The organism is Nocardia sp. Marseille-Q1738 (genome assembly GCF_965283145.1).
The window spans coordinates 215224-237687 of the sequence record NZ_CBDIMS010000009.1 but is presented as its reverse complement, the minus strand read 5'-3'; the positions used below and the strand labels follow the sequence as shown (position 1 = coordinate 237687).

Below are 22464 nucleotides of genomic sequence, written 5' to 3'. Positions count from 1 at the left end.
GGCGTGCGCGGGGTCGGGTCGGCGCGCGAGGCCGGGCGCCGCGCGGGTGATCGATTCGGCGCGGTGGACTGGCGCCGGATTCGGTTGTGGGGCTTGCTGTCCGTGTGCGTCCTTGCGGCGGTCGGGGTCAGCGCGTGGTACACGCCGGTGCTGTCGGTGCGCACCGTGCGGATCGAGGGAACGGTAGCGGTGCCCGAGCAGCAGGTGCGCGATCTGCTCGAAATCCCATCGGGCCGCTCCATACTGCGCGTCGACACCACGGCGATCGCGCGGCGGGTGGTGACCATTCCGAAGGTGCGCATGGCGCGTGTGCAGCGGGTTTTCCCGTCCACGGTGCGGGTTACGGTTGTCGAGCGCGTTCCGGTGTTGTTCTATGACAGCCCCGAGGGCGCGCATCTGGTCGACGCGGAGGGCGTGGAGTTCGCGGTGGAGCCCGCACCGATCGGTGTGCCGAAGTTGATCACCGATCATCCCGGCGGCGCGGATCCGGCGACCGGCGCCGCCGTGTCGGTCCTCGCCATCGTCCCGCCCGCGCTGGCCATTCAGGTGGACGAGGTTGTGGCACGGTCCATTTCGGACATCTCGCTGAATCTGAAGGACGGCCGCACGGTACTGTGGGGCGGGACGGGCGACGGCGAACGGAAGTCGGCGGTGGTGTTGCCGCTGCTGACGCGCCCCGGAACGGTGTTCGATGTTTCGAGTCCCAATCTGGTCACGGTAAAGTGATCCACACCCATTGCGCCCAGGGAATTTTCGACGGCCCGGCAGCGGTTCCGGCGTCGAGGAGGGGGCGGCCGGGGTGCAACCGTTCACCATACGACGTGTGGAGCGGCGAGACGAGCGGGATCACGCAAGATTCTGGCTCTCGTGTCGGCGCGCCTGCGCGCGTATCGCGGCGGCTGCGAATAGCGTTCCGCACCAGTCGGATACTTGACATAATGCTAACCCTATGGTTGAGCTTTAGGGTTTGCCCCGCGCCGCGGTTCGCTCCCTGCAGCGACCCGACCCCGGACGGGTCGAAAAGGCGGCGTGCCGAGAATCCGGAAACGACAGGCTTTAGATCGAAGGAAGGCGAGAGCCCATGACGCCCCCGCACAACTACCTTGCTGTGATCAAGGTCGTCGGTATCGGCGGCGGCGGTGTGAATGCCGTCAACCGGATGATCGAGCAGGGACTCAAAGGTGTCGAGTTCATCGCGGTCAACACCGACGCCCAGGCGCTGCTGATGAGCGACGCCGACGTCAAGCTCGACGTCGGTCGTGAGCTGACCCGCGGTCTCGGTGCCGGCGCGGACCCCGAAGTCGGCCGCAAAGCGGCCGAAGACCACAAGGACGAGATCGAAGAGGTGCTCAAGGGCGCCGACATGGTCTTCGTGACCGCGGGCGAGGGCGGTGGCACCGGAACCGGTGGCGCCCCGGTCGTCGCGCAGATCGCGCGCAAGCTCGGCGCGCTCACCATCGGCGTGGTCACCCGCCCGTTCTCGTTCGAGGGCAAGCGGCGCGGCAATCAGGCCGAAGTGGGCATCAACCTGCTGCGCGAGTCCTGCGACACGCTGATCGTCATTCCGAACGACCGGCTGCTGCAACTCGGCGACGCGGCGGTGAGCCTGATGGACGCGTTCCGTTCCGCCGACGAGGTGCTGCTCAACGGTGTGCAGGGCATCACCGACCTGATCACCACCCCCGGTCTGATCAACGTCGACTTCGCCGACGTCAAGAGCGTGATGTCCGGCGCGGGTAGCGCGCTGATGGGTATCGGTTCGTCGCGCGGCGAGGGCCGCTCGGTGAAGGCGGCCGAGGCGGCGATCAATTCGCCCCTGCTGGAGGCGTCCATGGACGGCGCGCACGGGGTGCTGCTGTCCATCGCGGGCGGTTCGGACCTGGGTCTGTTCGAGATCAACGAGGCGGCGTCGCTGGTGCAGGAGGCCGCGCACATCGAGGCCAACATCATCTTCGGCACGGTGATCGACGACTCGCTCGGCGACGAGGTGCGGGTCACCGTGATCGCGGCGGGCTTCGACGGCGGCGGACCCGCCCGGCGCACCTTCGACGCCGCGAGCCGGGGCACCATCGGTTCGGCACGCTCGGGTGAGATCGGCCATCGAAGCGTGGGCGAGATCTCGTCGCGCGGCGCCGACAGCTCGGCGAGCACGTCGGGCACCAGCACCTCCAGCCGCGGGGCGGTCCCGAGTTATCGGGACACCGAACGGCCGCGCACCTCGGCCGAGCCGACAGCCACGACCACTCCGCGGTCGCCCGTCACGCCCCCGGGCGGCGATGACGATGACGACGACGTGGACGTGCCGTCGTTCATGCGCAGGGGCTAGGCAGCTCTCCTCCGGCGGGCGTGGGCTATAGACGGCCTTCGTCCGGCGGCGCCGGCAGCGTTTTCCGCTCTACCTGGGCATTTCGATGGTGTTCGCCGAGCGCCGTTAGGCTCGTCGCCATGACTATCGCGCCGACAACGACTGTCCGACGGGTCACCACGACCAGGGCCGGTGGCTACTCGGCGCCACCGTACGACTCGTTCAATCTCGGCGATCATGTCGGCGACGATCCCGCGGCGGTGCGGCGCAACCGCGATCGGCTGGCGGCGGGAATCGGCCTGCTGCCCGAGCGCCTGGTCTGGATGGAACAGATCCACGGCCGCAATGTCGAAATCGTCGACGGCCCGCGAGCCGAGCCGGTCCCCGCCACCGATGCTCTCGTGACCACGGTGCCCGGCCTCGCGCTGGTCGCGCTCTCCGCCGACTGCGTGCCGATTCTGCTGTCCGACGACGAGGCGGGCGTGATCGCCGCGGTGCACGCCGGGCGCGTCGGCGCCCGTATCGGCATCGTGCCGCGCGTGCTGGAGGCGATGGTCTCGGTCGGCGCGCGCCTGGATCGCGTCGGCGCCTTTCTCGGGCCCGCCGCCTCCGGCCGGCAATACGAGGTCCCCGCCGCGATGCGCGCCGACGTCGAAGCACATCTGCCGGGCAGCGCGACCACGACGGTCCGTGGAACCCCGGGGCTCGATCTGCGTGCGGGCATATCGCGGCAGCTCAGGGAGGCCGGGGTCGCCGGGATCGCCGTGGACCCCCGTTGCACCATCGAGGACCGCACCCTGTTCAGCCATCGTCGCGGCGCGCCGACCGGCCGGATCGCCGGGGTGATCTGGATGGAGGCCACCGCATGAGGGAACCGGCCATTGTCGCGGCCGAAGCACAGACTCTTGGGGAGCAGCGCGCGGCCAGAACCGCCGAGCTGTCCGGCAACCTGACCGGCCTGCTGGCACGGATCGACGCGGCCTGTCGCGCGAAGGGACGCGCACCCGAGGCGGTGCGGCTGCTGCCGGTGACGAAGTTCTTCCCCGCCTCCGACGTGGCGATCCTGCATCGGCTCGGGCGGCGCGAGTTCGGCGAGTCCCGGGAACAGGAGGCGTCGGCCAAGGTGGCGGCACTGCGTGAGCAAGACCTCACCGGCATCCACTGGCACATGATCGGGCGGCTGCAGCGGAACAAAGCGCGGGCCGTGGCCCGCTGGGCGCACACCGTCCACTCGATCGACAGCGAACGCCTGGCAACCGCACTGGACGCCGGTGCGCAAGCCGCGCTGGAGGCCGGGGAGCGCACCGAACCGGTCCGGGTGTTGCTCCAGGTGAGCCTGGATGACGACCCCGCGCGCGGCGGTGTGGCGGCGGCCGATCTCGCCGCGCTCGCCGAACGGGTAGCGGCCGCGCCGGGATTGTGTTTGTCGGGTCTGATGGCGATTCCGCCCTTGGGGGCTGAGTCTGATGCGGCATTTGCACGACTTGCGACATTGCACACTCGATTGCTCGCCGATCATCCGGACGCGACAGAACTTTCCGCGGGAATGTCCGGCGATCTGGAATCCGCGATCGAACACGGTTCGACGGTTGTGCGTGTCGGTACTGCCTTGATGGGTGCGCGACCGATAACCTCGGCGTAGCAAAGAAACCTCATCAGTCACATTCGACACATATGCTGGGAACTGACGAGGGCTGAGCAAGACTTCAACACCCGGCCGCCACCGGGGCCGAAGGAAGGTCGACCAGAATGAGCGAGCGCAGCGAGCGAGTAATCGACGCAGCCACCATCGTGGTCATGACGGAGCCGAGCGACAGCGAGGCGGTGTCCGGAATGAGCGAGCGTAGCGAGCGAATCATCGACACAGCCACGAACGTGGTCATGAGCGCGCCGAGCGTCAGCGAGGAGCGGTCATGAGCACGCTGCACAAGTTCAAGGCGTACTTCGGCATGGTTCCGCTCGAGGATTACGAAGACGACTACGTCGACGATCGCGCCCCCCGGGGTGTGGACGAGCGCGGCGCTCGACGACCCCGTCCCCGTGACTACTCCGAGCGCGACGGCTATGTCGACCGCTACGGCGAAGATCGATACGGCGCAGACCGTTTCGACGACGCCGACTACCCCGAGCCCGCCTACAAGTCGCCGTACAAGGCGGGATACTCGGTGTCCCGGCGCGACGACTACGCCGACGAGCCCTACGGTGACGACCGGTACGAGGCCCCGCGGCGCCCTACCCGGATCGACTCCGGCCCCTCCGGCCGGTTCCGGGCGGGCGGGAGCGCGCCGACACTGCGCGGCGCCACCCGTGGCGCACTCGCCGTCGATCCCGACGCCGAGGCGCGCAGGCTGGAGGAGCGCGTGCGTCCCGAGCCCGCCCCGGTGCGGCGGCCCGGGATCTTCGAGGACGGAGGCCCCTTGTCCAAGATCACGACGCTGCGCCCGCGCGACTACAGCGAGGCTCGGATCATCGGCGAACGCTTCCGTGAGGGCAATCCGGTGATCATGGACCTGGTGGATCTGAGCAACGCCGACGCCAAGCGGCTGGTCGACTTCGCCGCCGGTCTGGCCTTCGCGCTGCGCGGCTCGTTCGACAAGGTGGCGACGAAAGTGTTCCTGCTCTCACCGGCGGATGTCGACGTATCAGCCGAAGAACGCAGGCGGATCGCGGAAACCGGCTTCTACAACCAGAAATAAGCTCGTGATCTGGGGGGTGGAGCAGACCGGTCGCATGTCCTGGGGCGCGGTCATTTTGCGCGACGCGATTTTTACGGCAGAGTGAAGTCGTGGCCTTGTTCGCGGTGCTGTACTTCGTACTGTTCATCTTCTGGCTGTTGCTGATCAGCCGGGTGATCGTCGAGTTCATCCGTAGCTTTGCCCGAGACTGGCGTCCTACCGGTGTCGTGGTCGTCGTCCTGGAGGTGATCTTCACGATCACCGACCCTCCGGTGAAACTCCTGAGGCGGTTGATCCCCCCGGTGTCATTGGGGGGAATTCGCCTGGATCTGTCGATAATGGTCCTGCTTTTCATCGTGTTCATCCTGATGTCGATCGTGGGCAGGCTCGGGCAACCGGTAGCTCCGGTGTGACAGAATGGGCCGTGTAGACAGCTTGCTAGATCTGCTAGATCTCCAAAAGACGCGTGAAGGGATCCTTCCATGCCGCTGACCCCAGCCGATGTGCACAACGTCGCGTTCAGCAAACCGCCGATCGGGAAGCGCGGCTACAACGAGGATGAAGTCGACGCGTTCCTGGATCTCGTGGAGCAGGAGCTCTCGCGTCTGATCGAGGAGAACGCCGACCTGCGCCAGCGGGTCGCCGAACTCGACGCGGAACTGGCCGACGCCAAGAAGAATCGCGGCCCCGCCATGGCGAACGCGGTGAAAGCGCCGGTGCCGCAGGCTCCTCCGCCGCAGCCGGAACCCATCAAGCCACCGGTTCCCGCCGCGCCGCCCGCTCCGATGCCTGCCGCGCCGATGGCGAAGGACGCCAGCGCCGACGCGAATCTGCAGGCCGCCAAGGTGCTCAGCCTCGCCCAGGAGATGGCGGATCGGCTGACCAGTGACGCCAAGACCGAAGCGGAAAGTTTGCTGTCGAATGCCAGGGCGAATTCCGAGCGACTGGTCGGTGACGCGCGGACGCGGTCGGAGGCCATGATCGCCGACGCCCGCCAGAAGTCCGACGCGATGCTGACGGACGCGCAGACCCGCTCGGACAACCAGCTGCGCCAGGCCAAGGAGAAGGCCGACGCGTTGCAGGCCGACGCCGAGCGCAAGCACACCGAGATCATGGCGACCATCACCCAGCAGCGCACCGTGCTGGAGAGCCGGATCGAGCAGCTCAAGACGTTCGAGCGGGAATACCGGGTGCGGTTGAAGTCGTACCTGGAGTCGCAGCTCGAGGAGCTGGAGAACCGCGGGTCGGCCGTACCGGTCGACGGCGGCGAAGCGTTCGCCGATGCCAACACGGCGAACAACCTCGCGCCCGCCTCGTTCGCCAAGGGCGGCAAGTAGCACGACGCACCCCAGCGCAGCGGTCCATCCACCGCTAGGGGATCGGTCGAGCCGCCCGGCATGCTTTGGGGGTCATCATGCTCGTCTTGACACTCGTCCTTGCCGCGATCGGCTTCGCCCTGCTCGTGGCCGCGCTCACCACGGGATCGGTGATCTGGGCGTGGGGGTGCATCGTGGTGTGCGTCATCGGTGCTGTGCTCTTACTGGTGAGTGCCCTGTCCATGCGGAGGCCGGATGGTGATATTCCACCGCCCCCTGGTCGTCATGCCAAAAGGTGAAGCAGGCCGAACTCTGACCCGCCTCGCAAACTGAGTTGACCGCGCTGGCTAGAATCAAACATGAATACGGCGTAGATCCGGCTATCACCGGGGAGCCTTCGGAAGAACGGCGGCACGGTCCTCGGGCCGGACGCTCAGTAGAACCGAACGGGTGAGCCCGTCACAGCTCGCGAATGAGAGGTCCGGCGTACTGCCGGACAAGCGGGGTGGTACCGCGGTTTCGGCGCACCGGGCGCCGTCATCGTCCCCGTGCCAATGAGACACGGCACGAGGAGACGCATCCGCCATGGCGGACCACACTTCCAGCAACAGCGCGTACCCGCGCGTCGACCTTGGCGTCGGCAACGGGACGTCGTTCCCCGAGATGGAGCGCCGCGTGCTCGACGTGTGGGCGGCCGCCGACACCTTCCGCGCCAGCATCGAAAACCGTTCCGGCGCAGCGGAATTCGTCTTCTACGACGGCCCGCCCTTTGCCAACGGTCTGCCGCATTACGGACATTTGCTCACCGGATACGTCAAGGACGTCGTCCCACGTTTCCAGACCATGCGCGGTAAGCGGGTGGACCGGCGATTCGGCTGGGACTGTCACGGATTGCCCGCGGAAATCGAAGCCGAAAAGCAGCTCGGTATCACGGACAAATCACAGATCGACCAGATGGGCCTCGCGGAATTCAACGCGGCCTGCAAATCGTCGGTACTGCGCTACACCGGGGAATGGCGCGATTACGTGACGCGTCAGGCCCGCTGGGTCGACTTCGACAACGACTACAAGACGCTGGATACCGACTTCATGGAGTCGGTGATGTGGGCATTCAAGTCGCTCTACGACAAAGGCCTGATCTATCAGGGCTTCCGGGTACTGCCCTACAGCTGGTATGAGCAGACGCCGCTGTCGAATCAGGAGACCCGCCTCGACGACGCGTACAAGATGCGCCAGGATCCGGCGGTCACCGTCGACATGGCGCTGCGGGTGCCCGCCGAGCATCCGCTGCACGACCTCGACGGGGCCAACGCGCTGATCTGGACCACCACGCCGTGGACGCTGCCGTCGAACCTGGCGATCGCGGTGCACCCGGACATCCGCTACACGCATCTGCGCGCGGCCGACGGCAAGCGCTATCTGCTTGCCACCGAGCGTGTCTCGCACTACGCGCGCGAGTTCGGCGAGGCGCCGGAGGTGCTCGGCGAGTACGACGGCGCCGCGCTGGCCGACCTGTCCTACGCTCCGCCGTTCGACTTCTTCGTCGGCCACCCGAACGCGCACCGGGTGCTCACCGCCGAGTACGTCACCACCGACTCCGGCACAGGAATCGTGCACATGGCGCCTGCCTTCGGTGAGGAGGACATGGAGTTCTGCACGGCCAACGGCATCGAGCTGGTGCAGCCGCTGGATGCGGGCGGCAAGTTCACCTCGATGGTTCCGCCGTACGAGGGCCTGATGGTGTTCGATGCCAACCCGGTGATCATCAAGGACCTGAAGGCCGCGGGAAAGCTCTTGCGGCACGAGACGATCGAACACTCCTACCCGCACAGCTGGCGTTCCGGGCAACCGCTGATCTATATGGCCGTGCCGTCCTGGTTCGTCGCGGTCACCAAGTTCCGCGAACGGATGGTCGAGCTGAACCAGCAGATCACCTGGGTGCCCGAGCACATCAGGGACGGCCAGTTCGGCAAGTGGCTGGAGGGCGCGCGGGACTGGAACATCAGCCGCAACCGCTACTGGGGCAGCCCGATCCCGGTGTGGGTGTCCGACGATCCGGCCTACCCGCGCGTGGACGTGTACGGCTCGCTGGACGAGCTGGAACGCGACTTCGGCGTGCGCCCGGCCGATCTGCACCGTCCGATGATCGACGAGCTCACCCGGCCGAACCCCGACGATCCGACCGGCAAGTCGACCATGCGCCGGGTGCCGGAGGTGCTGGACTGCTGGTTCGAGTCCGGTTCGATGCCCTATGCCCAGGTGCACTACCCGTTCGAGAACAAGGAGTGGTTCGACAGTCACTTCCCCGGCGACTTCATCGTCGAGTACAACGGGCAGACCCGGGGCTGGTTCTACACGCTGCACGTGCTGGCGACGGCTCTCTTCGATTCCCCCGCGTTCAAAACCGTTGCCGCGCACGGCATCGTGCTCGGTGACGACGGGCTGAAGATGAGCAAGTCCAAGGGCAACTACCCGGACGTGAACGAGGTGTTCGACCGGGACGGCTCCGACGCCATGCGCTGGTTCCTGATGAGCTCGCCGATCCTGCGCGGCGGCAACCTCATCGTCACCGAGCGCGGCATCCGCGAGGGCGTCGGCCACGCGTTGCGACCGCTGTGGAACGCCTGGACCTTCCTGCAGCTCTACGCGCCGAAGGCGGGGACGTGGCGGACGGACTCGCCGCATGTGCTGGACCGCTACATCCTGGCCAAGCTGGCGCGAACCAGGGACGTCATCACCGAGGCGCTGGAGGTCTACGACATCGCGGGCGCCTGCGAGGAGCTGCGCTCGTTCGCCGACGCGCTGACCAACTGGTACGTGCGCCGGTCGCGGTCGCGGTTCTGGAGCGAGGACCGTGACGCGGTGGATACCCTGCACACGGTGCTGGAGGTGGTCACTCGGCTGGCCGCGCCGCTGCTGCCGCTGATCACCGAGGTGATCTGGCGCGGGCTGACCGGCGGCGATTCGGTGCACCTGGCCGACTGGCCGAAGGAAGGCGAGCTGCCGGAGGATCCGGAGCTGGTCGCCGCCATGGACGAGGTGCGGGTGGTGTGCTCGACGGTGCTGAGCCTTCGCAAGGCGCAGAACCTGCGGGTGCGGCTGCCGCTGGCCGAGGTCACCATCGCCGCGGCCGACGCCGAGCGGCTGGCGCCGTTCACCGACATCATCGCCGACGAGGTCAACGTCAAGAAGGTGGACCTGACCACCGACGTGGACGTGCACGGCCGTTTCGAGCTGGTGGTCAACGCCCGCGCCGCGGGTCCGCGCCTCGGCAAGGATGTGCAGACGGTGATCAAGGCGGTCAAGGCAGGCGAGTGGTCCGAGGGTGCCGACGGCGTGGTCAAGGCCGCCGGAATCGCTCTGCTGCCCGAGGAATACACCCAGCGCTTGGTCGCCGCCGAGCCGGAGTCGACCGCCGCGCTTCCCGGCAACGCGGGTCTGGTGGTGCTGAATTCCGTGGTCACCGAGGAGCTGGAGGCCGAGGGCTGGGCACGCGACCTGATCCGCGACCTCCAGGAGACCAGGAAGTCCTCCGGTCTCGACGTCTCCGACCGCATCACCGTGGTCCTGGAGGTTCCCGCCGACCGGGCCGCGTGGGCCGAGGCCCACCGCGACCTGATCGCGGGCGAGATCCTCGCCACCACACTGACCTTCGGGGACGCGGGCCCGGAGGCCGCCGATCTCGTCGGTGGTGTGCGAGCGAAGGTCACCAAGGCCTGAGCGCCGGATTCCGAGCGAGTCGGGGCGGGGACGCACCTCCCGCCCCGACTGCTGTCCGGAGGGATACCCGGACGCGAAACATCGTTGAGTTCCCCTTCTGCACAGGTCCGAATCGCCTGAAATGAGTGATATGTATCACATGCTGAGAGTTTGCTGATTTCTCCCATTTGACCGAACCGCGGGAGAGAATCGGCCATGTTGCTGCTGTTACTGAGGTGACTCCTGGGACAGCGGTTTCGACCATGGTCCTGCTCTACCTGTACCTGCATCGTGTCCGGCGCGCATGCGCCAGGCGCGGTCACCGCCGCCATCTTTCGACAACGCGGCGGGTGCCGTGCGTTAGCCAGGGTCGCCGAACGGCGCCCCCGTCGATCGGGCTATGGAAGGGACGAGCACGTGCCGAGGAGACCGTTGCGCCGTATCGCATTCGGATTCTTGCTATCGATCATCGCGACTCTCATGCTCACCGGCACCGCGTGGGGTGACACCGGCAGCGCCTCCGGCATCGAGCTGGGCTATGGAGACGGGTTGGTCTCGGGCCTCGATCCCGGCAGTGCCAGCGGCTCGGCCGGGATACCGCTGCCGATGCCGAGTGCGACCGGGCTCTTGGCGCTGGCGGCGGCGACGACACAGCTCGGCAAACCCTACGAGTGGGGCGGTACCGGGCCGTTGAGCTGGGACTGCTCGGGTCTGGTGCAGTGGGCGTTCCGGCAGGCCGGGGTGCGCCTTCCGCGCACGACCTGGCAGCAAGCCAAGGTCGGCACCCCGGTCCCGCGGGCAATTCTCATGCCCGGCGATGTGGTGGTGCTGAACCGGGACGGTTCGCACGTCGGCATCTACGCGGGTATGGGCCAGGTGCTGAATGCCTACGGCTCGGGCGTGCCGGTCGGGTTCACCCCGCTCAACCAGTTCGACATCTACGCCATTCGCCGCTTCTGACCACGCCGCGCTCGGCGTCGCCGCATGGCGCGCTGGGTTGCCGGTTCGCTCGCTCGAACGGCGAGGCCCCGGACCGGCGACGAAGGTTCGCGTGGCAGCGCCATCGATCGAACTGAGCCGACCGGAGTTGTGGGCCGGCGCCGCTCGTCAGTTGTCGAGGCCGTCGGCGAGGGTGCGCAACAGTGGTCCGTACTGCGGATGCGCGAGCGCCGAGGCGAATTGCGCGACCAGGTAGTCGGCCGGATTGCCGGTGTCGTACCAGCGCCCGCGGATCACCTGGCCGAACACCGGATTGTTCGCTGCGTGCACGTTGATCGCGTCGGTGAGGTACACCTCCCCGGTGCGGTGCTCGTACCACGCGTCGGTCTGTCTGCGCAGTTCCTCGATGATTCCGGGCGTGACCACGTAGCCGCCGATCGCGGCGAAGGACGACGGCGCGTCCTTCGGCTTCGGCTTCTCGCGCAGCCCGGTGATGCGCAGCAGGCCGTTGCCCTGGTCGTCGGCCACGACCGGCACGCCGTAGCGCTGCGAGTCGGCCGGGTCCATCGGCATCAGCGCGAGGACGGGCGCTCCGGTGGCCTCGTAGGCATCGATGAGCTGCTGGGCGCGGGGCACCTCGGCCACGAACACGTCGTCGGGCCACAGCACCAGCATCGGCTCGTCACCGAGATTGCGCGCGGCGTTGAGCACCGGGGTGCCGTTGCCGTACGGGCCGTGCTGGTCGAGGTAGGTGATGTGGCCGAGCCGGGACAGCTCGCCGACCTCCTCGACCGCGTCGGCGAAGGCGGTCTTTCCGTCCGCGCGCAGCTGGGCGACCAGCGCCGGGTTGGGTCGGAAGTGATCCTGGATCAATGATTTTCCGCCGCTGACCACGATGGTGATGTCGGTGATGCCCGAGGCGACCAGCTCGCGGACCGTGTGCTCGATCACCGGCTTGTCGCCGACCGGCAGCATCTCCTTGGGGATCGCCTTGGTCAGCGGGAGCAGCCGAGAGCCGATACCGGCGGCCGGGATGACGGCCTTGCGGATATTCATGGCTTCGATCATCACATATCGAAGGCTGCATCTAATTGCAGCGCTGTGTTTGTTTTGCAGCGCCTGCGGCGCTGCGTGTTCGCGGCCCCCTTGTGGCTCGCGTCCGAGCGACCGCCGCTTGCGACTTCGTCGCTTGCGCGTCGGCCACTCGGACGCGAGCCGGGCCGCGAACAGGTAATGCTCGGTCTCGCTGCGCTCGAAAGCGTGAGTTGGGCCGACGGGTTGCGTCGGGCGGCAACCGCAGCGCTCCCGTGCGCCACTGAAAAGCTTCGCTCGAGCGATCAGCATGCTGGCCGTATTCCGCAGCCCGGGTCTGCTCGTGCCCGGCGTGCAGCGTCACCACATGCGAGGACATGTCGGTGGCCGGGCGTACATTGCTGCCGTGTGTACCGGAGAGGCGACCGTCGCCGGGATAGTTGAGCGCGTGGCCACGCCTGCGATCCGGAGGGCTACGTCCGGCGAGCATGTCACCGGTGATCCATGGTCCAGACAATGTACGGCGCGACAGCGGTGAACGGAGGGCATCCGCCCGTGCTCGCCGACGCGGAGAGCACCGCACGGCGCTGGGTTCTGCACATCGATATGGACGCGTTCTTCGCCTCGGTCGAGCAGCTGACCAGGCCGACGCTGCGCGGGCGGCCGGTGCTGGTCGGCGGGACCGGCGGGCGCGGCGTGGTGGCCGGGGCCAGTTACGAGGCGCGGGTGTTCGGCGCGCGCTCGGCGATGCCGATGCATCAGGCGCGCAGGCTGGTCGGCGTCACCGCGGTGGTGGTGCCACCGCGCGGCGCCGTTTACGGGGTGGTCAGCGGACAGGTCTTCGACGTGCTGCGCAGCCGGATCCCGGTGCTGGAGACGCTGTCGTTCGACGAGGCGTTCGGCGAGCCCGCCGAGCTGGCCGGTGCGACGGTGGCGCGGGTGCACGCGTTCTGCGAAGAACTGCGCGCGCTGGTGCGCGAAGGCACCGGGCTGACCGCGTCGGTGGGCGCCGGCACCGGAAAGCAGCTGGCCAAGATCGCCTCCAATCTGGCCAAACCCGATGGGGTCCGGGTGATTTCGCCGGTCGAGCAACCGGGGCTGCTCGCCGGGCTCCCGGTCCGCAAACTGTGGGGGATCGGACCGGTCGCGGAGAGCAGGTTGCGCACGCTCGGCATCGAGACCGTCGGCGCCTTCGCGGCCCTGCCGGAATCCGAGGCGATATCGATCCTCGGCGGCAGCGTGGGCGCCGCGCTGCACCGGCTGGCGCGCGGCATCGACGACCGCCCGGTCGCCGAGCGCGCCGAGGCCAAGCAGATCAGCGCCGAGACCACCTATGAAACCGACATCGTCACCCTCGCCCAGCTGCGTCCGGCCATCGAGGACATGGCCGCGGCGGCGCACCGGCGCCTGATCGGGGACGGGCGCGCCGCCCGCACCGTGGTGCTCAAGCTGAAGAAGTCCGATATGAGCATCGTCACCCGCTCCTTCACCCTGCCCTATGCGACCGAGGACCTGGCCACCCTTGCCGCCGCCGCGCAGCGCTCGGCGCTCGACCCGCGCGACCTCGGGCCGATTCGGCTGGTCGGCGTGAGTTACGGCGGTTTGTCCACGGTCCGCCAGGAGTCGCTGTTTCCCGAACTCGATCGCGCCCCGGTCGCCGAGATCCCCACGGCGGAACCGGAGCCCGAACCGGTGCTGCCGGACAACGGCGCCGCGCAGCCCACCCTGCCCGTCACGGTCTGGCATCCCGGCATGGATGTCACCCATCCCGAGCACGGTCACGGCTGGGTGCAGGGCGCGGGGTTGGGTGTGGTGACCGTTCGCTTCGAAACCCGTTCCACCGGCCCGGGTCCCGCGCGCACCTTCGCGGCCGGCGACGCCGCGCTCACACGGGCCGATCCGCTGGGCAGTCTGCTCTGACGGACCCGGGCGACGGCTCGACATCGCCCGGTCGGACGCGTACTTTCGCTGCCGACGACATCCGTCGGTCCCGTGTGCATCCGGGCGGCAGTGCCCGGTGCCGGTAGCCTGGGGCCTCGTGCACCGCCGCCGATTCGGGTGGCGGTTGCCAAGGTGGAACACGACACGGACCTCTCGAACGCAAAGGACGAGCAGTTGAAGCTTCGTAAGACTGGACGCATCGCGATCGCCGGCCTGGCCATCGTCGCCGCGCTCGGCATGACCGCGTGCGGCAGCGACGACAAGGACAGCAAGCCCGCCGCCAAGACGGCGACCAGCGCCAAGGCGACGGCGACCCAGAGCGCGAACCTGCCGCCGGTCCCGACCGTCGCGGAGCTGAACACCGCGCTCTCGCGTGCGCTCGACCCGACGGTTCCGGCCTCGGAGAAGCTGGACAACGTCCAAGGCGCCGAAGCCGATCCGACGCTGCCGGAACGCCTGTCCCAGGCCGCGTCGGGCGCCGACGTGAAGATCGAGGTCACCGACGTGACCTCGTTCGGCGACAGCGTGAACGCGAAGGCCAAGTTCACCCTGAACGGCCAGGAGAACATCGTCGACGTGCCGTTCGTCGCCGACAACGGCAAGTGGAAGATCCAGAAGGCCTGGGCCTGCACCATGCTCACCAACCTGGGCCAGCAGTCGGCGGCCTGCGCATAGTCCGCGCGATCGATCGGGTCGGCCACCGGAGTGCATCCGGTGGCCGACCGGTCTTCGCGAATAACTTCGCGCCACTGGGTGATTCGAGTGGTCGCGAAAGCCGTCGGCTCGCAAGCGGTCAGATCATCCGCAGGACCGCGCAGGTCGCGGTGGCGTGCGCATAGAGGTCGCCGTCCTCGACGCCTACCAGGCGCGCCTCCGCGCTGGCGGTGGTGGGTCCGACGTGGATCGCGGTGCCCTCGCAGCGCAGCGTCCTGGTGTCGGTGCGCACGGAGCGGTGCACGTGGATGCCGATCTGGACCGAGGTGGACCGCGTCCCGCCGGGCAACCGCGTCATCACGGCGGCGCCGAGGGCCGCTTCCAACAGGGTGGTCACGAAGCCGCCGTGCACTCCGGCCATCGGGTCGAGCAGATGATCACCCGGCTCGCCCTCGAACACCACCGTGCCGTCGCCGACCTGCACCAAGCGGAAACCGAGCGCGCTCAGGATCAGGGCATCCGGGAATCGTCCGTCGAGCGCTTCCTGCAGGATCTCCCGGCCGGTCATGCCCCGGATGTCGGGCATTGTCGCGGGACGTGGCCCCCAGGTCCGGGGGGGAAGAGGGTGGGGCGCTGTCATGCGTCGACGCTACGAGGGCCGCGCGCCCCGCAACAGTGTCGGATCCGACACGTTCGCCACTATTTCCGACACTGCAACGTCTGGCGTCTCGGGTTGATCATGCCTTGACGCGCCTGGTCCGCAATCTGCTTCGGAACGATCTGTGCGGCATGTCGAATATTGACGTGTCTGCGAACACACGTTTGGTGCTCAGCGTTGCAGGTCGTCCGTGGTCTCGGTCAGTGTCTCGCGCAGCTGGTCCCGCTGACCCGTGGTTTCCGGGCTAGCTCGCCGCAGGGATTACGTGCCGCTCGTGTGCGGGGCTGGTTCGGCATCGCGCGGCAGGTGCCGGACGCGGCGGGAACGCAGCAGCGCTTCGGTGGTGAAGATCGCCAGCGCGGCCCAGATCAGCGCGAAACCGGCCCAGCGGGAGGCGGGCATCGGCTCGTGCGCGACGGCGACGCCCCAGGTCATCTGTAGTGCGGGGGTGAGGTATTGCAGCAGGCCCATGGTGGACAGCGCGACCCGTTGGGCCGCGACCGCGAACAGCAGCAGGGGAACGAGGGTGACCGGTCCTGTCGCCATCATCAGCGCGAAATGTCCTGGGCTGGAAGCGAATTCGCTACGCCCGGTGACCGCGAGCCCGATCGCGAACGCCAGCGCGAACGGCGCGGAGACGATGCCCTCGGCGGCTATCCCGCGCAGCGCGTCCAGTGGGATCACCTTCTTCACCAGACCGTAGGTGGCGAAAGAACAGGCCAGCGTCAGGGCGATGATCGGCGGCCTGCCGTAGTCGACGGTGAGCACCGCCACCGCCGCCGCGCCGAGGGCAAGCGCGGCCCACTGTGGGCGGGTCAGCCGTTCGCGGAAGATCACCACGCCGAACGCGACGGTGACCAGCGGGTTGATGAAGTATCCGAGCGCGCACTCCACGATGTGGCCCGAGGTGACGCCGTAGACGTACACACCCCAGTTGAGCGCGATCGCGGCCGAGGCGACGGCCGCCAGCCGCCAGGTCCGTCCGCCGATGCCGCGCAGCTCGCGCAGCCGCCCGCTCGCCGCGAGTACCGCGAGCACCACCACGAGCGTCCAGACGATCCGCTGTGCCACCACCTCGCTCGCGTCGGCGAACGCCAGCAACCCGAAGAAGGCGGGGAACAGTCCCCAGAGGAAGAACGCGCTGGTGCCGAACACCGCACCGGGGATGGACCTGCTTCGCCGCACATGACGAAGGTAGTTGTCCCGTAGCCTTGCGGTCATGTCGATTACCGTGCAGGCAGTGGCGGCCACCGGACTCAGCAGCGCGGAAGTCGAGCAACGCCATCGCGACGGCCTGACCAACGACATACCGGATCGTGCCAGCCGCTCGGTGCGCGACATCGTCCGCGCGAACGTCTTCACCAGGATCAACGCGATTCTCGGCGTCCTGTTCGTCCTGGTCTTGGCCACCGGATCGATCATCGACGGCATGTTCGGCCTGCTGATCGTCGCCAACAGCGCGGTCGGCATCATTCAGGAGATCCGCGCCAAACGCACCCTGGACCGGCTGGCCATCGTCGGGCAGGCCAAGCCGACCGTGCGCCGGGACGGCGTGTCCCGCGAGATCGCGCCGCGCGAGGTGGTGCTCGACGACCTGATCGAGCTCGGCCCCGGCGACCAGATCGTCGTGGACGGCACGGTGGAGGAGTCCGAGCAGCTGGAGGTGGACGAATCGCTGCTCACCGGCGAGGCCGACCCGATCGACAAGGCGGTCGATGCCCCGGTGATGTCCGGCAGCTTCGTGGTCTCCGGGTCCGGCGCCTATCGCGCCACCAAGGTCGGCCGGGACGCCTACGCGGCGCGGCTGGCCGAGGAAGCGAGCAAATTCACACTGGTGCACTCGGAGCTGCGCAGCGGCATCGACAAGATCCTGAAGTTCATCACCTACCTGCTCATCCCCGCGGGCCTGCTGAGCATCTACAACCAACTGGTCTCCAGCAAGGAGTCGTGGCGGCCCGCGGTTACCGGCATGGTCGCCGCGCTGGTGCCCATGGTGCCCGAGGGGCTGGTGCTGATGACCTCGATCGCGTTCGCGGTCGGCGTGGTGCGCCTGGGCCGGCGCAAGTGCCTGGTGCAGGAGCTGCCCGCCATCGAGGGGCTGGCCCGCGTCGATGTGGTGTGCGCGGACAAGACCGGCACGCTGACCGAGAACGGCATGCGGCTGTCGGACCTGAAGACGCTGAACACTTTCGACGACGCGGAGGTGCGCACCGCCTTGGCCGCGCTGGCCGCCGACGATCCGCGCCCGAACGCGAGCGTGCAGGCGATCGCCGAGGCCCTCCCGGACGGGCCCGGCTGGCAACGCACCGCCGTCGCGCCGTTCTCCTCGGCCAAGAAGTGGAGCGGCTGCTCCTACGGCGAGCACGGCGACTGGCTGCTCGGCGCGCCGGACGTGCTGCTGAACCCGGGCTCCGCGGACGCGCGCGTCGCCGAGGAACTCGGCGCCTCCGGCCTGCGCGTCCTGCTGCTGGCGCGCAGCGACCGTCCCGTCGACGCGCCGGACGCCCCTGGTCTCGTGCGGCCCGCCGCCCTGGTCGTGCTGGAGCAAAAGATCCGGCCCGACGCCCGCGACACACTCGATTACTTCGCCGGCCAGAATGTTTCGATCAAGGTGATCTCCGGCGACAACGCCGTGTCGGTCGGTGCGGTGGCCTCCTCGCTCGACCTGCCGGGCGGCGACCACCCGATCGACGCGCGGGAGCTGCCGGAGGACCGCGACGGACTGGCCGACGTGCTGGACCGCAACACCACTTTCGGCCGGGTACGCCCGGATCAGAAGCGCGCCATGGTGGCGGCCCTGCAGTCGCGCGGGCACACCGTGGCGATGACCGGCGATGGAGTGAACGACGTCCTCGCGCTGAAGGATTCGGATATCGGCGTGGCCATGGGCTCGGGCAGCCCGGCCACCAGGGCGGTGGCGCAGATCGTGCTGCTGGACAACAAGTTCGCCACCCTGCCCTACGTGGTCGGCGAGGGACGCCGGGTGATCGGCAATATCGAGCGGGTCTCGAACCTGTTCCTCACCAAGACCGTCTATTCGGTGCTGCTCGCGTTCCTGATCGGCGTGGCCGGGGTGGGCTCGCAGATCTTCGGCTACGAGCCGATCGGCTATCCGTTCCTGCCGCGGCACGTTACGATCGCGGCCTGGTTCACCATCGGCATCCCGGCGTTCATCCTCTCGCTCGCGCCCAACAACGAGCGTGCCCGCACCGGCTTCGTCCGGCGGGTCATGCGGTTGGCCATCCCGTCGGGCGTGGTGATCGGCGTGGCCACCTTCGTCGCCTACCTGATCGCCTACGCGGGGCCGCAGGCGAGCGAAGACCAGAAGGTCCAGGCGGGTACCACCGCGCTCATCACGCTGATCATGATCGCGGTGTGGGTGCTCGCCATCGTGGCGCGGCCGTACGTGTGGTGGAAGGTCGTGCTGATCGCGGTGTCGGTGGCGGCGTATGTCTTCCTGTTCACCGTTCCGTTCACCCGTGAGTTCTTCAAACTCGACCCATCCAACCTCGCGCTCACCGGCGCGGCGGTGGTGTGCGGCGTGGTCGGTATCGTGCTCGTCGAGGCGGCTTGGTGGGTGAGTGCGACGATACTCGGAGACAAACGCTCTGTCTGATTTGCAGCGCCTGCGGCGCTGCGTGTTCGCGGCCCCGGGAAGTCTCGCGTCCGAGCGACCGAGACTCGCGCCTGCGGCACATGCGCTTCGGTCACTCGGACGCGAGACGGGCCGCGAACGGCGCTCGTAAGACTCGCGCCCGGCGGGGCTGGGGGCGTGCATCGGCTGAACTGTGTTTGTTTTGCCAGCGCTGCGGCGCTCGTGGCGGTGTTCGGAGCTCGGCCGGAGCGGCGTCGTCCATGGTGGGCGGCGTTAGTGAGGCGCCTACGGTTCAGTTTTGCGAGATGCCTTGTGCGAGGGGGGCATTCAGGGTTGGAGTACCTTCTCCGAATATGGAGGTACTGCTGCACCAGATCGACGCGTTCGCCGACGCACCGTTCTCGGGCAACCCGGCCGCGGTGATGCCGCTCCCGTCGTGGCTGCCGGATGCGTTGCTGCAACAGCTGGCCGAGGAGAACAACCTCGCTGAAACCGCGTTCTACACCCCGCACTTACCTCCCGAGGCGGGTATGCCGCCGGGCGACTGGCCGGCCTTCCACCTCCGCTGGTTCACGCCGAAGGTGGAGGTGGCACTGTGCGGGCACGCCACCTTGGCCAGCGCCGCGCAGATCCTGGTGGATATGCACCCCGGCGAGGACCGGGTGAGCTTCTACACCCGCAGCGGCTGGCTGCACGTCGACCGCACCGACGACGACGAGTTCGTCCTCGACCTGCCGATCGTGCCGAGCATTCCGGTGCGGGCCGATCCGGCGCTCGTCGCCGCGCTCGGGGTGCGTCCCGTGCGCGCCTACTCCGGCACCGACGAGGTGATCGTGGTGGCCACCGAGCAAGAGGTGCGCGACGCCGCGCCGGTGCTCTCCGCGTTCCCCGCGCTGCCGCGCGCCGCGATCGTCACCGCGCCCGGTGACTCGGTCGACTTCGTCTCCCGGGTCTTCGCTCCTGGCGTGGGCGTCCCGGAAGATCCGGTGACCGGCTCCGCGCATGCCCAACTGGTTCCGCTGTGGAGCGAGGAACTCGGCCGCACCGAAATGCACGCCAGGCAGCTGTCGCGCCGCGGCGGAAGCCTGCGCTGCGAGCTGGCCGACGACCGCGTGCTGCTGTTCGGCCGGTGTCACCGGTACCTCGACGGGGTTGTCACGCTGCCGGACTGAACGGCACGGGGCCCGGCGCGACGACGTCGTGGTAGTCGGCGGCGCTGCCGCTGTACCGAGGCTCGCCGCGGTGAGTATGGACGTCGTGTCGGCTGGCGCCCAGCTTCCGGGGCGGTGCGGAAGCGTGAATCGTTTACGGGGCAGGGACCGGTCCATCGTCGGGCCCGGGCAGGACGACGTCGCGGTATTCGGGCAGCAGCGGGATGACCGCGAAGCTGCCTGCCACCGCGTCCGCGGGGAGCGCTTGGACGGCGCGGATTCCCTTCTGGCCGGCCAGGTCTCGCAATGACACCAGCGGACCGCGCACGACGAGTCCCACCACGCACGCGCAGCCGTCCCGCAGGCGCTCGGCGGAGAGGGCGACGATACGGGCGGACCGGTCGTCGACGGGGCGGGGCAGCAGCCAAGCCGCGTACTGCGCGGAATCCACCGCCGCACCAGCGCCTTCCGGGACCGGCACGGCGACCAGCGGGGTTTGCACGCGCAGCAGCGATATCCGGTACAGCACCTGGGCGATGCGCATCCCACCGCTGTGCGCCGGAATCTGTTCCGGCGCCAGTGGTTCGGTGAACGAGACCAGCGCCCAATGCTGGTCGGCGTCGCCTTCGGTGAGCGAATCCCGCGCACGCGCAAGGTAATCCGCGACCTGTTCGCCATGATCCGGCCCGAGCCGGTCGGTGGACACCCCGTCCTGGCGCGGCGGATTCAGCACGCCGAGCGCGACGATCAACGCGACCAGCGCGACGGCGGCCCCGGCGAGGGCGGCCCCACGCCATGCCGGTGCGCGCCGGTCAGGCATTGCGCAAGACGTCCAAGGCGTGTTTCAGGTCGTCCGGGTACTCGCTGGTGATCTCCAGGTAGCGGCCGTCGGCGGGATGCTGGAAACCCAGCGACCGGGCGTGCAGCCACTGGCGTTGCAGCCCGAGCCGCTCGGCCAGGCGCGGGTCCGCGCCGTAGGTGAGATCGCCGCAGCAGGGGTGGCGGATCGCCGAGAAATGCACCCGGATCTGGTGGGTACGGCCGGTTTCCAAATGGATGTCCAGCAGGCTGGCCGACGGGAACGCCTCGACGGTGTCGTAGTGGGTGATGCTCGGGCGTCCGTCGGCGGTGACGGCGAACTTCCAGTCGTTGCCGCGGGCCCGGCCGATCGGGGCATCGATGGTGCCGCTGCTGGGATCCGGATGTCCTTGGACCACGGCGTGATACCGCTTGTCGACGGTGCGCTGCTTGAACGCGCGTTTGAGCACCGTGTACGCGTGCTCGGACTGGGCGACCACCATCACCCCGGAGGTCCCGACATCGAGGCGGTGCACGATGCCCTGGCGTTCGTGGGCGCCCGAGGTGGAGATGCGGTAGCCCGCCGCGGCCAGCCCGCCCACCACGGTGGGCCCGCTCCAGCCGACGCCGGTGTGCGCGGCCACGCCGACCGGCTTGTCCACCGCGACGATGTCGTCGTCGGCGTAGAGGATCTTCATGCCCTCCACGGGTTCGGCCTCGATGGTCAGCTCGCGCCTGGGTTCCGGGAACACCACCTCGAGCCACGCTCCCGCGGTGAGCCGATCGGACTTGCCCGCTGCGATGCCGTCGAGCTGCACCGAGCCTTCCTCGGCCAGCGCGGCCACGGCGGTGCGGGACAGACCGAGCAAACGGGACAGTCCCGCGTCCACGCGCATGCCGTCGAGCCCGTCGGGGACGGGCATGGTCCTGGTCTCCCTCATGCCGCGCTGCCCTCGCTCGCGCCGTCCGCTTTGCCCGGACCGACACGCGTGCCGTTGGGCTCGAAGCCGAACACGGTGAGCACCACGAGCAGGATCGCCCCGCACACGATTGCGGAGTCCGCCACGTTGAACACCGGCCACCAGCCGATCGCGACGAAATCGACCACGTGACCCTGCAGCGGGCCCGGCGCGCGGAACAGCCGGTCCACCAGGTTGCCGAGCGCGCCGCCGAGCACCATGCCCAGGCCGATCGCCCACCACAGCGAGCGCAGGGTGCGGCCGATGCGCACCACGCCGATCACGACGGCGGCGGCGACCAGGGTCAGCAACCAAGTCATGCCGGTGGCCATGGAGAACGCCGCGCCCGGATTGCGCACCAGGGTCAGGCGTGCGAAGTCGCCGATGATCGGCACCGGGTCACCCGGCGTCAGGTTCGCGACCGCGAGGGTCTTGGTGAGCAGATCCAGGCCGAGTAGAACCGCGGCGATGACGAGAAGGGTCCGCAGCCGCTGCGGCGGGATCTCCGTCATCGGATCGGCGATGTTCGTCTGGCTTTCCTCGGGCGGCCGGTCGTCACTCACGCCGACCATCATCTCTCGAGCGGAATCACGACCTGTGCGCGCGTCCGATTGCCTCGGCACGGCCACCCGGTTCGGGTTCGTACGGCGCGCCCGGTTCGCTGTCCCAGCTTGCACTCAGGAAGCGGTCGTACGCTGTTGCTCGTGACGGTGTTGTCTTATCCCCACCATCGCCGGATCGC

Annotated in this window: 21 protein-coding genes; 14 read left to right on the top strand and 7 right to left on the bottom strand. The window is 68.5% G+C overall.

Translation table 11 applies throughout. The annotated features are described in order from the left end of the window. The first annotated feature begins 3 nt into the window (after positions 1-3). From ACWPXK_RS27800 to ACWPXK_RS27785, 4 genes are all read left to right on the top strand, one after another. Entirely contained in the window at positions 4-726 is a 723-nt protein-coding gene (locus ACWPXK_RS27800; protein WP_454199115.1) for a cell division protein FtsQ/DivIB, read from the top strand. A 355-nt stretch (positions 727-1081) separates the two neighbouring features. Beyond that, entirely contained in the window at positions 1082-2326 is a 1245-nt protein-coding gene (ftsZ, locus tag ACWPXK_RS27795; RefSeq protein ID WP_454199114.1) for a cell division protein FtsZ, read from the top strand. Between the two features lie 119 nt (positions 2327-2445). Beyond that, on the top strand, positions 2446-3174 hold the full coding sequence (gene pgeF, locus ACWPXK_RS27790) for a peptidoglycan editing factor PgeF (RefSeq protein ID WP_454199113.1): 729 nt from the start codon (positions 2446-2448) through the stop codon (positions 3172-3174). After that, on the top strand, positions 3171-3947 hold the full coding sequence (locus tag ACWPXK_RS27785; RefSeq protein WP_454199112.1) for a YggS family pyridoxal phosphate-dependent enzyme: 777 nt from the start codon (positions 3171-3173) through the stop codon (positions 3945-3947). The genes pgeF and ACWPXK_RS27785 overlap by 4 nt, the downstream gene beginning before the upstream one ends. 64 nt (positions 3948-4011) lie before the next feature. Here ACWPXK_RS27785 and ACWPXK_RS27780 read toward each other — a convergent pair whose 3' ends face one another. Continuing rightward, positions 4012-4188 (bottom strand): hypothetical protein, encoded by a 177-nt coding sequence (locus ACWPXK_RS27780; protein WP_454199111.1) that lies wholly within the window; start codon positions 4186-4188, stop codon positions 4012-4014. A gap of 30 nt (positions 4189-4218) precedes the next feature. On the opposite strand from ACWPXK_RS27780, the gene ACWPXK_RS27775 reads away from it, so the two are divergent. The 6 genes from ACWPXK_RS27775 (at position 4219) to ACWPXK_RS27750 (ending at position 10955) form a co-directional block, all read left to right on the top strand. Further along, positions 4219-5001, top strand: a complete 783-nt coding sequence (locus ACWPXK_RS27775; RefSeq protein WP_454199110.1) for a cell division protein SepF — start codon at positions 4219-4221, stop codon at positions 4999-5001. A gap of 89 nt (positions 5002-5090) precedes the next feature. Next, the gene (locus tag ACWPXK_RS27770; protein ID WP_039797136.1) at positions 5091-5393 is read left to right on the top strand and encodes a YggT family protein; all 303 of its coding nucleotides are present in this window, start codon (positions 5091-5093) and stop codon (positions 5391-5393) included. A 69-nt stretch (positions 5394-5462) separates the two neighbouring features. Beyond that, positions 5463-6317: a DivIVA-like cell division protein Wag31 gene (gene wag31, locus ACWPXK_RS27765; RefSeq protein WP_454199109.1), complete on the top strand. Its 855-nt coding sequence runs from the start codon at positions 5463-5465 to the stop codon at positions 6315-6317. A 77-nt stretch (positions 6318-6394) separates the two neighbouring features. After that, positions 6395-6595 carry a hypothetical protein gene (locus tag ACWPXK_RS27760; protein WP_364336349.1) on the top strand — a complete coding sequence of 67 codons (201 nt, stop codon included), beginning with the start codon at positions 6395-6397 and terminating at the stop codon, positions 6593-6595. Between the two features lie 286 nt (positions 6596-6881). Further along, positions 6882-10016 carry an isoleucine--tRNA ligase gene (gene ileS, locus ACWPXK_RS27755; RefSeq protein WP_454199108.1) on the top strand — a complete coding sequence of 1045 codons (3135 nt, stop codon included), beginning with the start codon at positions 6882-6884 and terminating at the stop codon, positions 10014-10016. 411 nt (positions 10017-10427) lie between these two features. Then, entirely contained in the window at positions 10428-10955 is a 528-nt protein-coding gene (locus ACWPXK_RS27750; RefSeq protein ID WP_454199107.1) for a C40 family peptidase, read from the top strand. Positions 10956-11102: 147 nt separating this feature from the next. Here the strand turns inward: ACWPXK_RS27750 and ACWPXK_RS27745 are convergent, their stop codons facing one another. Then, a complete protein-coding gene (locus ACWPXK_RS27745; protein WP_454199106.1) occupies positions 11103-12278 on the bottom strand; it encodes a UTP--glucose-1-phosphate uridylyltransferase in 1176 nt (391 codons plus the stop codon). A 294-nt stretch (positions 12279-12572) separates the two neighbouring features. Between ACWPXK_RS27745 and ACWPXK_RS27740 the strand changes: the two genes are divergently transcribed. Both ACWPXK_RS27740 and ACWPXK_RS27735 read left to right on the top strand, forming a co-directional pair. Continuing rightward, positions 12573-13886, top strand: a complete 1314-nt coding sequence (locus tag ACWPXK_RS27740) for a DNA polymerase IV (RefSeq protein WP_454199154.1) — start codon at positions 12573-12575, stop codon at positions 13884-13886. 153 nt (positions 13887-14039) lie between these two features. Next, on the top strand, positions 14040-14582 hold the full coding sequence (locus ACWPXK_RS27735) for a hypothetical protein (RefSeq protein WP_454199105.1): 543 nt from the start codon (positions 14040-14042) through the stop codon (positions 14580-14582). 118 nt (positions 14583-14700) lie between these two features. Here the strand turns inward: ACWPXK_RS27735 and ACWPXK_RS27730 are convergent, their stop codons facing one another. Together ACWPXK_RS27730 and rarD are read right to left on the bottom strand one after the other, a co-directional pair. Next, positions 14701-15201 (bottom strand): PaaI family thioesterase, encoded by a 501-nt coding sequence (locus ACWPXK_RS27730; protein WP_454199104.1) that lies wholly within the window; start codon positions 15199-15201, stop codon positions 14701-14703. A 279-nt stretch (positions 15202-15480) separates the two neighbouring features. Further along, a complete protein-coding gene (gene rarD / locus ACWPXK_RS27725) occupies positions 15481-16440 on the bottom strand; it encodes an EamA family transporter RarD (RefSeq protein ID WP_454199103.1) in 960 nt (319 codons plus the stop codon). Here rarD and ACWPXK_RS27720 point away from each other — a divergent pair. Next, a complete protein-coding gene (locus ACWPXK_RS27720; RefSeq protein WP_454199102.1) occupies positions 16439-18835 on the top strand; it encodes a cation-translocating P-type ATPase in 2397 nt (798 codons plus the stop codon). The two genes, rarD and ACWPXK_RS27720, sit on opposite strands and share 2 nt — an antisense overlap. Positions 18836-19167: 332 nt before the next feature. Continuing rightward, positions 19168-19986: a PhzF family phenazine biosynthesis protein gene (locus tag ACWPXK_RS27715; RefSeq protein ID WP_454199101.1), complete on the top strand. Its 819-nt coding sequence runs from the start codon at positions 19168-19170 to the stop codon at positions 19984-19986. 133 nt (positions 19987-20119) lie between these two features. Here ACWPXK_RS27715 and ACWPXK_RS27710 read toward each other — a convergent pair whose 3' ends face one another. The 3 genes from ACWPXK_RS27710 to lspA are packed head-to-tail and all read right to left on the bottom strand — an operon-like array spanning position 20120 to position 22234. Next, positions 20120-20785: a hypothetical protein gene (locus ACWPXK_RS27710; RefSeq protein WP_454199100.1), complete on the bottom strand. Its 666-nt coding sequence runs from the start codon at positions 20783-20785 to the stop codon at positions 20120-20122. After that, positions 20778-21704 carry an RluA family pseudouridine synthase gene (locus tag ACWPXK_RS27705; RefSeq protein ID WP_454199099.1) on the bottom strand — a complete coding sequence of 309 codons (927 nt, stop codon included), beginning with the start codon at positions 21702-21704 and terminating at the stop codon, positions 20778-20780. The genes ACWPXK_RS27710 and ACWPXK_RS27705 overlap by 8 nt, the downstream gene beginning before the upstream one ends. Next, a complete protein-coding gene (gene lspA / locus ACWPXK_RS27700; RefSeq protein WP_454199153.1) occupies positions 21701-22234 on the bottom strand; it encodes a signal peptidase II in 534 nt (177 codons plus the stop codon). Before lspA ends, ACWPXK_RS27705 begins: the two co-directional genes overlap by 4 nt. Positions 22235-22464 lie beyond the last annotated feature (230 nt).

What these genes read in the sequence shown, in the direction of transcription:
- ACWPXK_RS27710 (WP_454199100.1), bottom strand. Translation starts at nt 20,785, where the DNA reads ATGCCTGACCGGCGCGCACCGGCATGGCGTGGGGCCGCCCTCGCCGGG.
- ACWPXK_RS27785 (WP_454199112.1), top strand. Translation starts at nt 3,171, where the DNA reads ATGAGGGAACCGGCCATTGTCGCGGCCGAAGCACAGACTCTTGGGGAG.
- ACWPXK_RS27780 (WP_454199111.1), bottom strand. Translation starts at nt 4,188, where the DNA reads ATGACCACGTTCGTGGCTGTGTCGATGATTCGCTCGCTACGCTCGCTC.
- ACWPXK_RS27740 (WP_454199154.1), top strand. Translation starts at nt 12,573, where the DNA reads ATGGACGCGTTCTTCGCCTCGGTCGAGCAGCTGACCAGGCCGACGCTG.
- ACWPXK_RS27775 (WP_454199110.1), top strand. Translation starts at nt 4,219, where the DNA reads ATGAGCACGCTGCACAAGTTCAAGGCGTACTTCGGCATGGTTCCGCTC.
- ACWPXK_RS27715 (WP_454199101.1), top strand. Translation starts at nt 19,168, where the DNA reads ATGGAGGTACTGCTGCACCAGATCGACGCGTTCGCCGACGCACCGTTC.
- lspA (WP_454199153.1), bottom strand. Translation starts at nt 22,234, where the DNA reads ATGACGGAGATCCCGCCGCAGCGGCTGCGGACCCTTCTCGTCATCGCC.
- ftsZ (WP_454199114.1), top strand. Translation starts at nt 1,082, where the DNA reads ATGACGCCCCCGCACAACTACCTTGCTGTGATCAAGGTCGTCGGTATC.
- ACWPXK_RS27705 (WP_454199099.1), bottom strand. Translation starts at nt 21,704, where the DNA reads ATGAGGGAGACCAGGACCATGCCCGTCCCCGACGGGCTCGACGGCATG.
- ACWPXK_RS27720 (WP_454199102.1), top strand. Translation starts at nt 16,439, where the DNA reads ATGTCGATTACCGTGCAGGCAGTGGCGGCCACCGGACTCAGCAGCGCG.
- ACWPXK_RS27745 (WP_454199106.1), bottom strand. Translation starts at nt 12,278, where the DNA reads ATGCTGATCGCTCGAGCGAAGCTTTTCAGTGGCGCACGGGAGCGCTGC.
- wag31 (WP_454199109.1), top strand. Translation starts at nt 5,463, where the DNA reads ATGCCGCTGACCCCAGCCGATGTGCACAACGTCGCGTTCAGCAAACCG.
- ACWPXK_RS27730 (WP_454199104.1), bottom strand. Translation starts at nt 15,201, where the DNA reads ATGACAGCGCCCCACCCTCTTCCCCCCCGGACCTGGGGGCCACGTCCC.
- ileS (WP_454199108.1), top strand. Translation starts at nt 6,882, where the DNA reads ATGGCGGACCACACTTCCAGCAACAGCGCGTACCCGCGCGTCGACCTT.
- rarD (WP_454199103.1), bottom strand. Translation starts at nt 16,440, where the DNA reads ATGACCGCAAGGCTACGGGACAACTACCTTCGTCATGTGCGGCGAAGC.
- pgeF (WP_454199113.1), top strand. Translation starts at nt 2,446, where the DNA reads ATGACTATCGCGCCGACAACGACTGTCCGACGGGTCACCACGACCAGG.
- ACWPXK_RS27760 (WP_364336349.1), top strand. Translation starts at nt 6,395, where the DNA reads ATGCTCGTCTTGACACTCGTCCTTGCCGCGATCGGCTTCGCCCTGCTC.